General features: G+C 52.8%; 19 protein-coding genes. 6 read left to right on the plus strand and 13 right to left on the minus strand.

Annotated elements, in window-relative coordinates:
- Window positions 1-10: 10 nt before the first annotated feature.
- Complete coding sequence (gene oppD / locus COO59_RS03220) at window positions 11-1,024, plus strand: ABC transporter ATP-binding protein (RefSeq protein ID WP_103058408.1); 1,014 nt, start codon at window positions 11-13, stop codon at window positions 1,022-1,024.
- Entirely contained in the window at window positions 1,021-2,022 is a 1,002-nt protein-coding gene (gene oppF, locus COO59_RS03225; RefSeq protein ID WP_103058409.1) for a murein tripeptide/oligopeptide ABC transporter ATP binding protein OppF, read from the plus strand. The genes oppD and oppF overlap by 4 nt, the downstream gene beginning before the upstream one ends.
- Window positions 2,023-2,080: 58 nt before the next feature.
- Here oppF and COO59_RS03230 read toward each other — a convergent pair whose 3' ends face one another.
- A complete protein-coding gene (locus tag COO59_RS03230; protein WP_103058410.1) occupies window positions 2,081-2,404 on the minus strand; it encodes an HI1450 family dsDNA-mimic protein in 324 nt (107 codons plus the stop codon).
- A gap of 46 nt (window positions 2,405-2,450) precedes the next feature.
- Entirely contained in the window at window positions 2,451-3,911 is a 1,461-nt protein-coding gene (cls, locus tag COO59_RS03235) for a cardiolipin synthase (RefSeq protein WP_103058411.1), read from the minus strand.
- A gap of 155 nt (window positions 3,912-4,066) precedes the next feature.
- Here cls and COO59_RS20770 point away from each other — a divergent pair, with 155 nt between their 5' ends.
- Window positions 4,067-4,240, plus strand: a complete 174-nt coding sequence (locus COO59_RS20770; protein WP_133158584.1) for a YciY family protein — start codon at window positions 4,067-4,069, stop codon at window positions 4,238-4,240.
- A gap of 97 nt (window positions 4,241-4,337) precedes the next feature.
- Here the strand turns inward: COO59_RS20770 and COO59_RS03240 are convergent, their stop codons facing one another.
- Both COO59_RS03240 and COO59_RS03245 read right to left on the minus strand, forming a co-directional pair.
- On the minus strand, window positions 4,338-4,664 hold the full coding sequence (locus COO59_RS03240) for a four-helix bundle copper-binding protein (protein WP_103058412.1): 327 nt from the start codon (window positions 4,662-4,664) through the stop codon (window positions 4,338-4,340).
- Window positions 4,665-4,916: 252 nt separating this feature from the next.
- Window positions 4,917-5,213 (minus strand): YciI family protein, encoded by a 297-nt coding sequence (locus COO59_RS03245; protein WP_103058413.1) that lies wholly within the window; start codon window positions 5,211-5,213, stop codon window positions 4,917-4,919.
- Window positions 5,214-5,420: 207 nt separating this feature from the next.
- Between COO59_RS03245 and tonB the strand changes: the two genes are divergently transcribed.
- The gene (tonB, locus tag COO59_RS03250; protein WP_103058414.1) at window positions 5,421-6,167 is read left to right on the plus strand and encodes a TonB system transport protein TonB; all 747 of its coding nucleotides are present in this window, start codon (window positions 5,421-5,423) and stop codon (window positions 6,165-6,167) included.
- Between the two features lie 116 nt (window positions 6,168-6,283).
- Here the strand turns inward: tonB and yciA are convergent, their stop codons facing one another.
- The 4 genes from yciA to COO59_RS03270 all read right to left on the minus strand — a co-directional run bounded on the left by yciA (window position 6,284) and on the right by COO59_RS03270 (window position 8,554).
- Window positions 6,284-6,712 (minus strand): acyl-CoA thioester hydrolase YciA, encoded by a 429-nt coding sequence (gene yciA, locus COO59_RS03255; RefSeq protein ID WP_103058415.1) that lies wholly within the window; start codon window positions 6,710-6,712, stop codon window positions 6,284-6,286.
- Between the two features lie 60 nt (window positions 6,713-6,772).
- On the minus strand, window positions 6,773-7,309 hold the full coding sequence (locus tag COO59_RS03260; RefSeq protein WP_103058698.1) for a septation protein A: 537 nt from the start codon (window positions 7,307-7,309) through the stop codon (window positions 6,773-6,775).
- Window positions 7,310-7,371: 62 nt separating this feature from the next.
- On the minus strand, window positions 7,372-8,109 hold the full coding sequence (locus COO59_RS03265; RefSeq protein WP_103058416.1) for a YciC family protein: 738 nt from the start codon (window positions 8,107-8,109) through the stop codon (window positions 7,372-7,374).
- Between the two features lie 25 nt (window positions 8,110-8,134).
- On the minus strand, window positions 8,135-8,554 hold the full coding sequence (locus COO59_RS03270) for a YkgJ family cysteine cluster protein (protein WP_103058417.1): 420 nt from the start codon (window positions 8,552-8,554) through the stop codon (window positions 8,135-8,137).
- Between the two features lie 244 nt (window positions 8,555-8,798).
- Between COO59_RS03270 and COO59_RS20775 the strand changes: the two genes are divergently transcribed.
- Window positions 8,799-9,083: a hypothetical protein gene (locus COO59_RS20775; protein ID WP_133158585.1), complete on the plus strand. Its 285-nt coding sequence runs from the start codon at window positions 8,799-8,801 to the stop codon at window positions 9,081-9,083.
- Between the two features lie 140 nt (window positions 9,084-9,223).
- Here COO59_RS20775 and COO59_RS03275 read toward each other — a convergent pair whose 3' ends face one another.
- Genes COO59_RS03275 through COO59_RS21600 form a run of 3 tightly spaced genes read right to left on the minus strand, consistent with a single transcriptional unit; the run spans window position 9,224 to window position 9,933 of the window.
- Window positions 9,224-9,538 carry a hypothetical protein gene (locus COO59_RS03275; protein ID WP_103058418.1) on the minus strand — a complete coding sequence of 105 codons (315 nt, stop codon included), beginning with the start codon at window positions 9,536-9,538 and terminating at the stop codon, window positions 9,224-9,226.
- Window positions 9,539-9,658, minus strand: a complete 120-nt coding sequence (locus COO59_RS21595; protein WP_409371619.1) for a hypothetical protein — start codon at window positions 9,656-9,658, stop codon at window positions 9,539-9,541. It lies immediately after the preceding gene.
- A complete protein-coding gene (locus COO59_RS21600; protein WP_409371615.1) occupies window positions 9,655-9,933 on the minus strand; it encodes an RNase A-like domain-containing protein in 279 nt (92 codons plus the stop codon). The genes COO59_RS21595 and COO59_RS21600 overlap by 4 nt, the downstream gene beginning before the upstream one ends.
- A gap of 357 nt (window positions 9,934-10,290) precedes the next feature.
- Between COO59_RS21600 and COO59_RS03280 the strand changes: the two genes are divergently transcribed.
- On the plus strand, window positions 10,291-11,169 hold the full coding sequence (locus tag COO59_RS03280) for an MBL fold metallo-hydrolase (protein WP_103058419.1): 879 nt from the start codon (window positions 10,291-10,293) through the stop codon (window positions 11,167-11,169).
- A 171-nt stretch (window positions 11,170-11,340) separates the two neighbouring features.
- Here the strand turns inward: COO59_RS03280 and COO59_RS03285 are convergent, their stop codons facing one another.
- Window positions 11,341-13,299: a glycoside hydrolase family 127 protein gene (locus COO59_RS03285; RefSeq protein WP_103058420.1), complete on the minus strand. Its 1,959-nt coding sequence runs from the start codon at window positions 13,297-13,299 to the stop codon at window positions 11,341-11,343.
- 10 nt (window positions 13,300-13,309) lie between these two features.
- Window positions 13,310-14,710 carry an MFS transporter gene (locus tag COO59_RS03290; protein WP_103058421.1) on the minus strand — a complete coding sequence of 467 codons (1,401 nt, stop codon included), beginning with the start codon at window positions 14,708-14,710 and terminating at the stop codon, window positions 13,310-13,312.
- Window positions 14,711-14,733 lie beyond the last annotated feature (23 nt).

A 14,733-nucleotide genomic window follows, 5' to 3' on the forward strand; every position in this document is an offset into this window, starting at 1 on the left:
GAATTTCCCGATGAGTACGATTGACGTTCAGCCAGCGATGGCGAAAAGCGCGGGAAGCGACTTACTGCTCGACGTAAAGGATTTACGCGTAACCTTTTCCACGCCGGATGGCGAGGTGACGGCGGTTAATGACCTGAACTTCAGCCTGCGGGCGGGAGAAACATTAGGCATTGTCGGTGAGTCCGGCTCCGGTAAATCGCAAACCGCTTTTGCCCTGATGGGCCTTTTGGCCAGCAACGGGCGCATTGAAGGCTCTGCGCGCTTTAACGGACGCGAAATCCTTAATCTGCCGGAGAAGCAGCTTAATGCGCTGCGGGCGGAACAGGTGGCGATGATTTTCCAGGATCCGATGACTTCGCTGAATCCCTATCTGCGCGTGGGCGATCAGCTGATGGAGGTGCTGCAGCTGCATAAAGGCATGAGCAAAGCGCAGGCGTTTGAAGAGTCGGTGCGGATGCTGGATGCGGTGAAAATGCCGGAAGCGCGTAAGCGCATGAAAATGTATCCGCATGAATTTTCAGGCGGCATGCGCCAGCGCGTGATGATTGCGATGGCGCTGCTCTGTCGGCCCAAACTGCTGATCGCCGATGAGCCAACCACCGCGCTTGACGTGACGGTACAGGCGCAAATCATGACGCTGTTAAACGAGCTGAAGCGCGAGTTTAACACCGCCATTATTATGATTACGCACGATCTGGGCGTAGTGGCGGGCATCTGTAATAAAGTGCTGGTGATGTATGCCGGACGCACGATGGAATACGGCAACGCGCGCGACGTCTTTTATCATCCGGCGCATCCTTACGCGCTGGGGCTGCTGAATGCGGTGCCGCGGCTGGATACGGAAGGGGAATCACTGCTGACCATACCGGGCAATCCGCCTAACCTGCTGCGCCTGCCGAAAGGCTGTCCGTTTCAGCCTCGCTGCCCTTATGCCATGGAAATCTGCGCCAGCGCGCCGCCGCTGGAAGCCTTTGGTGAGGGACGCCTGCGCGCCTGCTTTAAGCCGGTGGAGGAGTTAGTATGAACGCCGTAGCTGAGAAAAAAGTTCTGCTCGAAATCGCCGATCTTAAGGTTCATTTCGATATTAAAGATGGCAAGCAGTGGTTCTGGCAGCCGTCAAAAACGTTAAAGGCGGTAGATGGCGTTAGCCTGCGTCTGTATGAAGGCGAGACGCTGGGCGTGGTTGGCGAATCCGGCTGCGGCAAATCAACGCTGGCGCGCGCGATTATCGGCCTGGTAAAGGCGACCGATGGCCGCGTTGCCTGGCTGGGCCGCGATCTGCTTGGCCAAAGCGAAGAAGAATGGCGCAAGGCGCGCAGCGATATTCAGATGATTTTCCAGGATCCGCTGGCCTCGCTTAACCCACGCATGAATATCGGCGACATTATTGCCGAGCCGCTGCGCACTTATCATCCCGGCATGCCGCGTCAGGAGATAAAAGATCGCGTGAAGGCGATGATGATGAAAGTTGGGCTGCTGCCGAACCTGATTAACCGCTATCCACACGAGTTTTCCGGCGGTCAGTGTCAGCGTATCGGTATTGCACGCGCGCTGATCCTGGAGCCGAAACTGATCATTTGTGATGAGCCGGTATCGGCGCTGGACGTCTCTATTCAGGCGCAGGTGGTAAATCTGCTGCAGCAGCTGCAGCGTGAAATGGGACTTTCGCTGATTTTTATCGCCCACGATCTGGCGGTGGTGAAACATATTTCCGATCGCGTGCTGGTGATGTATCTGGGACATGCGGTAGAGCTGGGAACCTACAGCGAGGTATATAACAATCCGCAGCATCCTTATACCCGAGCGCTGATGTCAGCCGTACCGATCCCCGATCCGGACAGGGAGAAAAATAAGAGTATCCAGCTGCTGGAAGGCGAGCTGCCTTCGCCGATTAATCCACCGTCGGGCTGCGTATTCCGTACCCGCTGCCCGATTGCCGGGCCAGAATGCGCGCAAACCCGTCCACTGCTGGAGGGCAGTTTCCGTCATGCGGTCTCCTGCCTGAAGGTCGATCCGCTGTAACGTTCCGTCATAAAAAAAGGCTGCCTGACGCAGCCTTTTTTCGCGAAAGAGCGGGGAATTATTCACGCCACAAAATATGGCACAGCTTATGATCTTTTTCACGGCACAGCAGAACGCGGGCAAATACGTCGGTTACCGGTTCACCTTCCGCTTCGCCGAGGCCAATCACCACTTCTGCGAAAAAGTCGGGATTAAGATCGAAATCGACATGCTCGCGCCAGTCTTCGGAGGGATCAAACAGCTCCGCGCCGCCGCGTTCTTCAAACTGTAAATTAAACAGGATAATATCGGCCGGATCGAGGTTATCGCCCGCCAGCTCCAGAAAAATATCGTAAGCCTGTTCCAGCGTTTCATCTTCAGTAAGACGGTTATTTAAGTCCATGATTGATCCCGTATGCCCGCAGGCGTAATAGCATTTTCCGCACGTTTTACAGCAACGGACTAAAGAAGTAAAACAGTCGTTCAACGATCCGCTGCCACCAGGGACGATGCGCCCAGCGTTTGGCATCCACCAGCCGGGAACGGGCGATATAATCATCCTGTACGTGCGCCAAATCGCTGCCAAAACCGTCGTCGTCAATCACCAGCGTTATTTCAAAATTAAGCCACAGGCTGCGCATATCGAGGTTAACGGTGCCAATCAGGCTAAGCTGCCCATCCACCAGCACGCTTTTGGTATGCAACAGGCCGCCTTCGAACTGATAAATTTTTACGCCTGCTTCCAACAGCTCGGTAAAGAAAGCGCGACTGGCCCAGCCTACCAGCAGTGAGTCATTATGGCGCGGTACAATAATGCTGACGTCAACGCCGCGCAGCGCCGCCGTACAGATAGCATGTAGCAAATCGTCGCTGGGAACAAAGTAGGGCGTAGTCATAATGAGCTGCTCACGGGCAGAATAAACCGCCGTCAGCAGCGCCTGATGGATCATATCCTCCGGGAAGCCGGGACCAGAGGCAATGACCTGAATAATATGTCCGCTCTCCTGCTCGAAGGGCATCACGTTAGTATCCGGCGGCGGCGGCAAAATGCGTTTGCCCGTTTCGATTTCCCAGTCGCAGGAGTAGATGATCCCCATAGTGGTCGCCACCGGCCCCTCCATCCGCGCCATTAAATCGATCCACTGGCCCACGCCGGCATCCTGTTTAAAGTAGCGCGGATCGACCAGATTCATGCTGCCGGTATAGGCAATATAGTTATCGATCAGCACCACTTTACGGTGCTGGCGTAAATCCATACGGCGCAGGAAAACACGCAGCAGGCTGACCTGCAGCGCCTCGACAACGTCAATACCGGCATTGCGCATCATCGCTGGCCACTGGCTGCGGAAAAAGGTGACGCTGCCGGCTGAATCCAGCATTAGCCGACAGTGAACGCCGCGCCGCGCCGCCGCCATCAGAGATTCCGCCACGTCGTCCGCCATGCCGCCCGGATGCCAGATATAAAACACTATCTCAATATTATGGCGAGCCAGCTGAATATCCCGGATCAGGGCTTTCATCGTATCGTCAGTACTGGTCAGCAGCTGTAGCTGGTTGCCTTTTACGCCGGCAATGCCCTGGCGATTTTCACACAGCTGAAACAGCGAGCGCGCCACATCGCTGTGTTCGGTCGCGAAAATGGAATGACAGCTTTTTAAATCGTTGAGCCAGCGGGCGGTGGAAGGCCACATGGTGCGTGCGCGCTCTGCCCGCCGTTTACCCAGGTAGAGTTCGCCAAAAGAAAGATAAGCGATAATACCGACCAGCGGCAGAATATAGATAATCAGTAGCCAGGCCATCGCGGAGGTTACCGCGCGGCGTTTCATCAGGATACGCAGCGTTACGCTGGCAATCAGTAACCAGTATCCGAAAAACAATAGCCAGCTAATCAGAGTATAGAACGTGGTCATAAAGTGGAAATCCGGTTCGCGCTTTGATGCAGGAAGTGTACGTGGAGATAGCTACCGGCGAAACCTTTTGTCGTTAATCGGCAACAGAGAAGGATGTTGCCAGTGGGTGAAAAGGTCTATAATGCGCCGCGTTGTTTGGCAATCGGACAAAGGTTATGAAGCGAAGCAGGAATGAAGTTGCTCGCTGGCGTATGTTGCGTCAGGCCCAGCGTAAAAAGGCTCGCTGGCTGGAAGGGCAGTCACGGCGTTATCGACGTATCCACGCCATCCGCCATCAGCTGGCGCAGCAGCAGCGCCGTTCAGTGCTGTTTATCAACTATTTCTGGTAAGAAAAAAGGGAGCGTTCTGGCTCCCTTAATGTTCATCAGAGCCTTTCAGCCCTCACTCATTTACCCGCCGAAGCGGATTTGTTTATCTGTCGATTTATCAGGCTGCCATTTTCCGGCACTCTTCAGCACATCTGTGACAGGCTTTTGAACAATCCTGACAGTGATCGTGCTGGTGCTTGCCACATTCATCGCCACATTGCTGGCAAATTTCTGCACAAACTGCACACAGCTTTTTGGCTGATTCGCTATTCAGGGCCATGAACTGAGCCGCAAGCCGGCATATATTGGCGCACTGTATATCCAGGCGTATGCAGTCGCGCATCATTTCAAGATTCTCTTCCTGAAGACACGAGGCCGCGCAGTTATCACAGGCTGCCGCGCAAAGATAGCAGGCTTCGATACAGTTGCGATATTGTTCAATCATCATTTCTTCCTTAGTTTAAAAGCGTCTTTTAAGCCTGGAAGATTTTGACAATTATTCAACCGGTGCCGGGAAAGTTCTGGATTGCACATTATTGTATAAGGCGTTCAACGACGAGCGGTCGGCGTGCTGGAAACACGAAGAATACGGCTGCTGCAGAAAAAATAAGCGATGCGTATCAGAGGTTTAATAAAAAATCCCGGCAACATGCCGATCGCCGGGATTATAAGAAGATAAAAAAGAAATATTTTACGCTTAAAATACCCGCTTAAACGGCTTAACCGCGACCTGTTTATACACGCCTGCGGCGATATAAGGGTCATCCTCAGCCCAGGACTGCGCGGCTTCCAGCGACGGAAACTCAGCAATAACCGTCGAGCCGGTAAAACCCGCCGCACCCGGTTCGTTACTGTCAACGGCAGGCATTGGGCCCGCCACAATTAAACGACCTTCATCCCGCAGCAGCTGCAGACGAGCAAGGTGGGCCGGGCGAACGGCGCTACGCTTTTCCAGCGAATCGGCATTGTCTTCCGCATAAATGACATATAGCACGGTAGTTACTCCTGTAGGGATGGGTCAGTTTGGCAGTTACGTTAAGTTATCGTAAAGTTTTGTGCAAATGAAAAGATAATGCCTTGTTGACCTGCAGCAATGAACGCAGGTTTTATGCTTTTTTCTGTCTCCGGCGGTGGGGGAGTTGTTGAAACTGATTGCTATTTGCATCTAAAATTGCAGCCTCACTTGACCAGGCAAATAGTTATGACAACGCTGACGACTCCTTTACCGCGCCGCTTATCACTATCCATGTTGCTTTCAGTGGCGCTGCACGGCAGCGTGATTGCCGCTTTGTTGTATGCTTCGTTTAACCGGAACGTTGAAGCGCCTAAAATGTCGCAGCCCATTAGCGTCTCGCTGGTGGCACCGGAAGTTCAGCCGGAGGCACAGCCTACGCCGGAGCCTGCTCCAGCGCCAGAACCTGAACCACAGCCGGAACCGGAGCCGCAGCCTGCGCCTGAGCCACCGAAGCCGGAACCGGTGCCGATCCCCAAGCCAGTGCCGAAACCCAAACCTAAGCCGAAACCGGTTAAAAAAGAGGTGGTGAAGCCGCGCAAAGAGATCAAACCGCAGACGGAACCGCGTCAGGCATCGCCTTTCCAGGAGAATAGCGCCAGCACCACGGCGGCTAAACCCTCTACGGCTCCGAAAACGTCGCCAGCGCCGTCACGAACCGTTTCTGACGGGCCACGTGCGCTAAGCGTCGGTAAGCCCGGTTATCCCGCCCGTGCTTTTGCTCTGCGTATCGAAGGGCGCGTACGCGTGCAGTATGACGTAGACAGCAGCGGACGCGTTGATAACATCCGTATTCTGTCAGCGCAGCCGCGTAATATGTTTGAACGTGATGTGAAGCAGGCCATGAGAAAATGGCGCTATGAGAGCGGTAAGCCAGGCAACAACCTGACGATGACCATCGTGTTTCGCATCAACGGCGGCACCAGCATCGAATAGTGCGGTTATCACCGTGGCGATCAAGGTTATGGCAACGCTTTACCGCCAGAACGCTATTGGCATCAACGTGCCACGCTTGCGCGGCACGCCTGTCTTAAGCTGCAGACGCTGTCCTTTTATCCGGCGCTGGCCTGCGCCTGGTAATGACTTTTTCCCGCCGGTAACGGACGAGATTTTCCCTCTTCATCCACCGCGACATAGATAAATATTGCCTCAGTCGTACAGTAGAACTGTCCCAGCGGTTCAGAAGAAACTTTTTTTATCCATACTTCAATGTTAATGGTCATCGAACTGCTGCCGGTACGGATACAGCGGGCATAGCAGCTGACGACGTCTCCCACCGCAACCGGCTTAAGAAACGTCATCCCATCGACGCGTACCGTCACGACGCGTCCTTCGGCCATCTCTTTGGCCAGAATAGCGCCGCCAATATCCATCTGCGACATTAGCCAGCCGCCGAAAATATCACCGTTAGCGTTGGTATCTGCCGGCATCGCCAGCGTACGTAGCACCATTTCGCCTTGCGGCTTGCGATTATTATCCATTGCTCAGTTCTTTAGTTATCACAATAAAAACCCGGCGCAATTTGGCCGGGCGGAACAGAATTATTTTTGCTGCTGCGGCATCAGGCGGTAAATATAAACGCCGCTCAGCAAGGTAAACAGTAGCGTCAGGCCCGTCAGCCCGAATACTTTAAAATTAACCCAAAATGCCTGCGGCAGCCAAAAGGCAACGTAGATATTTGCCAGACCGCATGCCAGGAAGAACAGCGCCCAGGCAATATTCAGTTTACGCCATGCATGTCGCGGCAGTTCCAGCTCTTTTCCCAACATGCTCTGGATTAATGGTTTTTCCATAAAAAACTGGCTGAACAATAGCGCCAAAGCGAACAGCGTATAAATAACCGTGACCTTCCATTTAATAAACTCATCGTTATGGAAAACCAGCGTCAGGGTGCCAAATACCGCCACCAGCACAAAGGTGAAGATGGTCATCTTTTCCAGTTTTCGGTAGAGGATCCAGCCGGCAACCAGCGCCAGGCCGGTGGCGGCAATTAGCGCGCCGGAGGCCACATAAATATCGTACAGCTTGTAGAAAATGAAAAAGACCACCAGCGGAAGAAAGTCGAGTAGTTGCTTCATAATGAATTCCAGATCGTGCCCGGCAGCAAAGCATAACGGCATACAAAGTATGCCGTCAGGCCTTAACGCAGCAGCATATAAAGACGGAACAGATAAATAACCAATATCGCCGAAACCAGGTTGCTCAATGCATTAAGCAAGACGGAGGCGACATTGGCCGGCAAGACGGTAAAGGAAGAGGCCAGCAGCAGTAAGGCCATTTTGGCCAGCAGCCAGACAATGACCGCTGGTGCAATCAGACGGATATGTGACCAGGCGAGACGAGAGCTGGCGCGCATAGCGGCAAAAATACCGGTTTTCTCGATAGCCATAACGATCGGCGCCAGAGAAAGCAGGATACCCAGAATAACGCCGGGAATAACCAGTACCATAAAGCCAAGCTGCACCACCAGCGTAATCAGAAAGGTCAACAGCAGCAAACGCGGCAGCAGAGGAGCGGAGGCGCCAATCGCACGCAGCGCGCTGGTTCGTTGACCTGCCGACACCAGTGGAATCAAACAGAGCATAGCGCCGAGCAGCAGCGTATTGCCTACCAGAGAGGCGAACGTGCCGGCTGCAGAAGCGCGTAACAGAACCTGCTGCTGTTCCGGCGACAGGTTTTGGATCACCTCGATTAACGAACTGGCGCCGCCATTATCACCTTCGCTCAGTATCGAGAGCTGATCGGAACCTGGCGTCAACACATGGCCGATTATCACCGTAATTAATGATGTCAGTAATGCTATCAGCACAATGGTGACCAGCTGATGGCGCAAAAAATTTCCCGTGTCACGGTATAGCGAGCCCGCCGTGATGGACATGTACACTCCTTTGGTAATTACCGGTTTACAGATCCGGCGATTGTACATGGTCTGGCATGGGACTGGCATCCAGACTTACATAACTTTCAGTAAGCGGCGGAATTGACGAAGAAAACAGCGGCGGCAGACCATATTTCGCTCGGGCGCGGTCGCAGGCCTCATTCCAGACGCCGTTTTCACCAGACATAGCAAATTCACGACAGGGCGTCGGGCGGTTTTCGTAGATGCTGCAGGAGACGCACTGGCCAATCTCACCTTGTAAAGCCACACAGCGCGGCGCGCGGGCGTTGGTGCCACGCATATTGCGCTTCAGCAAATTAAGCGGCTCGGTAAGATCGGCGGGAACGCGTCCACCGGCATCATCAGCCTCAGCCCAGTAAAAGGAAACGCGGAAATGGGCGCAGCAGGCACCACAGGAAACACAGGGGTTAAAATTATCGCTCATTTGATCGCCCGCCCCTCCAGGGCATCGAACCAAAATCACACTGGAAGATCAGCAAAATAATTCTTCGGATAATTTCCTGCAACGGAAATTTCACAGGTGTTACGTCTTTGTTTTTTAATCTAAATAAAGGTTGGCATTTTTAAGAAGGCTGGAACGGTTATTCTACTGATTTTTCAGCTTTTTTTGTAAAAACCTTTCCGATATTTTTTTCTGAATTATGAATGGGCAGGGGCCATCCCTTTTAATGACCCAGGAAGCGGTTAAGAAACGGGCCGCATTAGCGTTGGTTTCCGGTTATTGCCGCCCATCAGGCGGGCGGCTTTTATATGCGTGCGGGTACGGACGCGGGTTTTCAGCAAAAAAGATGCGGCCTGTAGTGGCCACGCTTAAAACAGCCTGGCTTCGCGTGATTACAGATATAACGCGCCAGTCCAAGAAACCGCTCGTAAGCTGGACGTATCAAAAATCAGCGGTTATTGGCTGGAAACAGAGCGCAGAACCGGGGCACAGTAAAGGCGAGGCGCTCTGATTTCTGGCGGAGCGTTGTCCATGTTTCTTGTGAGCGGCTGCCTGATAATGTCGTATCACGAAGTTTTTTATGGCCGCAACCAGTTACAGCGCAGCCTAAATATATCGCTACCTGCCATAGCAGGGGGACTGATTGTAGCGCTACTGCTGCGCCAGCTCTTTCAGATACGAGGATAGCCAGGTGAGGAAAACGGTTAGCGTTGGTGGAAAACGTAATGAGAATCCGGGTAAGCTGAATAGCGCGTCAAATGCTACTGATGCTGAAGCGTTTTCAGGATGCTCTTTTAGAAATTTGTCTATATCCGCGATAATATAATCAAGATATTCATCCCGTCCCACTGAATTTATATACGTTGAAACCATTTCAGGGTAGGAAAAGCCAAAAGAATCTGAGGAAGTCGGTCCCCATATGATGTCGAAAAACTCCCTCATTGATGGATAATTTTCATTACTCATTTACGCCTCCGGGTATGCAGTCAGAATAAAATAAGGTTTTCCGCCATTGTACTGACGAATCAGTACAATTTTAATGCGGTTAGCGTTATGTACGATTGTTGATCCTGGCTTAACGGCTATTCCGACATTACATTAGCGGAATAAACAATCGTGAGGGCACGGGTCCTGGGACCTAATGACGCCTCTGACCAATGTTTGATCGCCAATCGATTGTTTTTTAACGCAGCCGTTATTACCGTTTCGGCAATGTCAAGAGAATAAAATGACCCTGCGGGGCCGGGGTTTAATGTCCCTGAACGGATGCTTTTCTCAATGCGCTGAAACAATTCTTTCGAGGTTTTCCCCACATGCTTTGCGATAGTGTCCACCTCTTGGGAGCCCCTTAATCGCCTCATGCTCAATCAGCCGGATACCACCCATACGCACCCGTGCGATCCGAGCAGCGCCGACGGCCATTGTCGGGGCAAAGGGCACCGCAACCTCAACGGTCAGCCCGATTTTCCATGCGGTAGCTGAAATCGGAACGGAATGTACAAAAAATACGCACCTTTATCCTCGTGCGCGTTTGGACGATCGGGAAAACCTGCTGTTCGTTATACGGCTTATTTTTGCGCGTTTTGGGTAAAATCAGCCTGTTTTTACTCGAACATCTAAGCGAGAATAGCTGGAATGATTTTTAGCGTAAGGAAAACGGGAGCATGCGGAGCTGACAGCCCGTATACGCTATTTTTGCTTACCGGCGACTGATAATTATGCTCTTAACCCGTTATGAGGTAATTCCATTGGACCCAACATTTTTTATCTCCCGTCGAATCGGCGATTTTCTGATTACAGCTGTGAGTGACGGAAATATGGCAGCCAGTATCGATTTATTGTCGGGAATTAGCACATCTGCAGCAGAGGCAATTCAGCATAATGCCGGAATTGAAGAACCCGGTAATATTCATATCAACTGTTACCTGATACGCGGCCGGGAACGCACCATTCTGGTAGATGCCGGAACCGGAGGCCTGAACAATGCAGGAGGGATGCTCAGGAAAAATCTGCATGAAACCGGCGTTTCTCCTGATGACGTCGATATTATTTTACTGACGCACTGTCACCCGGACCATATCGGTGGCCTGTTGGATGCAGATGGGCTCCCGGTGTATAAAAATGCTGAACTTTATCTGCATCCTCTTGAGGCCAAATACTGGCTGGATGATGAGAGACTAAATGAAGCCAGCGAAAGGGGGCAGCGTAATTTTTTATTGGCCCGCCGAACCTTTGAAGCATATGCACAAAATCTACGTCTTCTCGCCGGGAAAGAGATCGTTAGTGGTATTAGCCCGGTATGGCTGCCAGGTCATACGCCGGGTCATACCGGGTTTCGCATCAATTCGGGGGAAAGCGCCCTGCTAATATGGGGAGATATTGTCCATTTTCCACATATACAGTCAGCGCATCCGACGGCTTCCATTGTATTTGATTATGATCCTGGTTTGGCTGAGGATACCCGACAGAAAATCCTGGCACAGGCCGCCAGAGAAAAGCTTCTTATTGCCGGTATGCACCTTGGAATCCAGGGATTTGCTTACGTTCACTCTTCTGAGGAAGGTTATAATATTCAGTATATTGAAGGGGAGAGCTGAGCCTGAGGCTGAGAAGCGTTTTGTAGCGGGCATTGATAAATTTACAGCACTTGCAACATGCGATGACCCGCTGATAGCTAAATACTGAAAACTATCAGCGCGGTGCATGCAGAGCCCGGCGTGCATCATCAGTATGCAGTCAGGCAGCGCTTTCCGCGCTGCCTGCTGGTATTAGCGGGCTTCATCCACCCAGATACGCATTTCCCCTTCACCACGGTTTGCCCAGCTGAACCAGGGAATAAAAGTCAACCGCTTTGGCTGACGGACAACCGGGGCGCTGTCGTAATGCCACAGCGGTTTTTGCTCAGGCGTCTCCATGCTGCGTCGATAACCTTCCGCCTGGATCAGAACCTTATGCGCGAAGATGCCTGTGCCTGCGATGGTGGTGAATGTGCTGGCCACCGGCAGCGTCAGGTTATGCAGCGATTTGCCGTTATCCGCCTCCTCAAGGCAATAAACCAGCGGTCCGCGCTGGAGGGCCACTTTCCCGGCCTGCTGACGAACTAACGGATTGCCATACAGGCGGCGTACCGGCATCGGCAGGGTTAAAATTAGCGAGTCGCCTTCATGCCAGCTGCGTTTCAGATAGAAATAACCTTTATCGATACTGCCCGACACCGCTTCGCCGTTCAGCATCACCTGCGGATCATCGCACCAGTCAGGCAAACGCAGGGCGAGGGTATGTTCCACCGGTACGGGCGAGGTAATGTCAATTTTGACCTGTTCCTGCCACGGAAAATTACCGCTGATGCGTAGCTGCAATTGCTGTTCACCGACCGGAATCGCGGCGCTATTCCCGACATACAGATTAATGAACAGCGCGTCGGGGCGGACGGTGTAGATGTAATGTCCTAACGATGTCAGTAACCGCGCGATGTTCGGCGGGCAGCAGGCACAGCCGAACCAGCGCTGACGTACCGGTTTGACATGATCATAAATATGGTTGAATTTTAGCGATTCAGGATGGACTTCCAGTGGATTCACATAGAAGAAGTGTTTGCCATCCAGCGCCATGCCGCCCAGCACCGTGTTATAGAGCGCGCGTTCCATCACATCGGCATATTGACTGTCAGCCTCCATCTCCAGCATACGGCGCGCAAACATCATCAGACCAATCGAGGCGCAGCTTTCCGCATACACCGTGTCATTGGGCAGATCGTAATCGCTGCTGAATGCCTCGCCGCTACTCTGAGAGCCAATGCCGCCGGTGATATAAAGCTGACGCTGCGCCATGTTCTGCCACAGCCGCAGGCAATCCTGGCGTTTGCTTTCGTCGTTGCTCAGACGCGCCAGGTGCGCCATGCCGGTCATCAGATAGACGAAACGTACCGCATGGCCGATGGCGGTTTGCTGCGCGGCAAGCGGCTGATGTGCCTGGCTGTAAGCCTTATCTTTGATCATCCATGCCGGGCCAGCGCTATTCCAGTAAGACGTTCCGTGGCGTTTTTCATATTCGATGTCGTAAAAATGAGGTTGCGTGCCACGGGCTTCGATAAAGTACTTTACCAGCGTCAGGTAGCGTGGCTGCTGCGTCACTTCATACAGCCGCATTAACGCCAGTTCGATCTCCGGATGGCCCGGATAGCCGTGCAGCTGGCCTTCAGAAGGGCCAAAAACCGTATCGATATGGTCTGCCAGTTTGCATACCACATCTAATAGCTGACGTTTGCCGGTGCCCTGGAAGTAAGCCACACCCGCCTCAATTAAATGCCCGGCGCAGTAAAGCTCATGGCATTCCGCCAGGTTGGTCCAGCGTTCTTCGGGTGCTTTGACGGTGAAATAAGTGTTGAGGTAACCATCTTCATGCTGGGCGGCCGCAACCAGTGCAATCACCTCATCGGCGGTTTTTTCCAGTTCGGCATTGGGCTGCTGACATAATGACCAGGCGACGGCCTCCAGCCATTTCGCCACGTCGCTATCCTGAAATACCATGCCGTAAAACTCGCCTTCTTCCTGACCGGCCGCAATGCGGAAGTTGCTGATGGCATGGCTGGGTTCAGCCTCAGGGATGCGGTCATTCAGGGCTTCCCATTGATAGGGGATCACCACATCACGCACCAGTTGCTGATATTGCCCAAGAAAGGGATCGCTGATTTTCAGGTTATGCAGATCGGGTTCCATAATGGACATCATATTCTCCTCAGGACTGAACTTGACGCTGACGCAGGTCAGTCGCAATGCTCGCCATCATTGGGTTATTGAGTTTGCAGTAGCGAAGTGACACGGCCAGCAGCAGATGAAAAAGGGCAGGCAACAGGCTTTCCATGGCGCTGATCCCCTGTAATGAAGCCGCCGTCTGATGAGCGGTGCCGGGCTGATAGGCGACGAAAATAAACACCAGGCTGATGATGCCTGCGCTGGAGGCCCATGCCAGTTTGATAAAAAACAGGTTAAAGGCGAAGTTCATCCCGGATGAGCGCACCCCCGTCTTCCACTCGCCATAGTCATCGGCAAACGCCATCAGCGAGAAATGCAGCGGTAGGGTAAAACCGAGAATCACGCCATTGGTCAGGATCACCACCAGCCACAGAACCTGCCAGGTCGGGCCGCTGGGTAAAAACCACATCGCCACGGCCAACGCGGCCAGCACGATATTGGTGTGGAAGTATAATTTGACCGCGTCAAAACGGCGCGAAAGCAGATTTACCACTACTGCGCCGAGTATTGAGGCGAAAGTCACCATGGTAAAAAACAACGACATATAAACCGTGCTGCCGTGGAGAACGTAGGTGATGAAGTACATGTAGCCTCCACCACGGATATTGAAGACGTTGATCAGCAGAAAAGACATTACCAGCATCAACAGCAGCTGATCGTTGTTACGCAATCCAGCCAGATGCTCGCGCAGGGTAAATTTTCCCATCAAGGCGAGCGGCACACGTTCACGTACCCAGAAAAAGCAGCACAGGAACATGGCGACAGCGAGGGCGCAGAGCACGCCCACGCCCAGCTGATAGCCCCGCGCGGTATCGCCCTGGCCCAGGGTCGCTACCAGCCACGGCAGCCCAACCGAAACCAAAAAACCCGCACCCCCGCAGAGTACAAATCGCCATGACTGGCATGACATGACTTCGTGGTGCCGGGTGGTCATGGTGTTGATCAACGCGCAGTAGGGAACGTTGATGGCGGTATAGCTCACGGAAAGCAGCAGGTAGGTGCCAAACGCCCAGGCAATTTTAATCCCCAGCGTGGCTTGCGGAACGGTGAAGGTGAGTACACCAATGATGCCGATCGGCAATGCCACCCATAGCTGCCAGGGGCGAAATCGTCCCCAGCGGCTTTGAGTGCGGTCGGCAATCACTCCCATTATCGGATCGGAGACGGCGTCGAATACGCGCAGCGCGATAAATAACGTGCCCACTATCGCCGGAGTGAGGCCAAATACATCGGTATAAAAGAACGTCAGAAAATTCATGATCAGACAGGTAATAACCGTCCCGCCCGCATCACCCAGACCATAACCTATTTTTTCGCGTATTGATAAACGATCGTCCATTGCACGCTGAGCAATTTCTGTTTGGTGAATCGGTGTGGAGGTCATTGATTAACTCCTCATAAATCTGA

This window comes from Mixta theicola (assembly GCF_002895925.1).
GTDB classification, from domain to species: domain Bacteria; phylum Pseudomonadota; class Gammaproteobacteria; order Enterobacterales; family Enterobacteriaceae; genus Mixta; species Mixta theicola.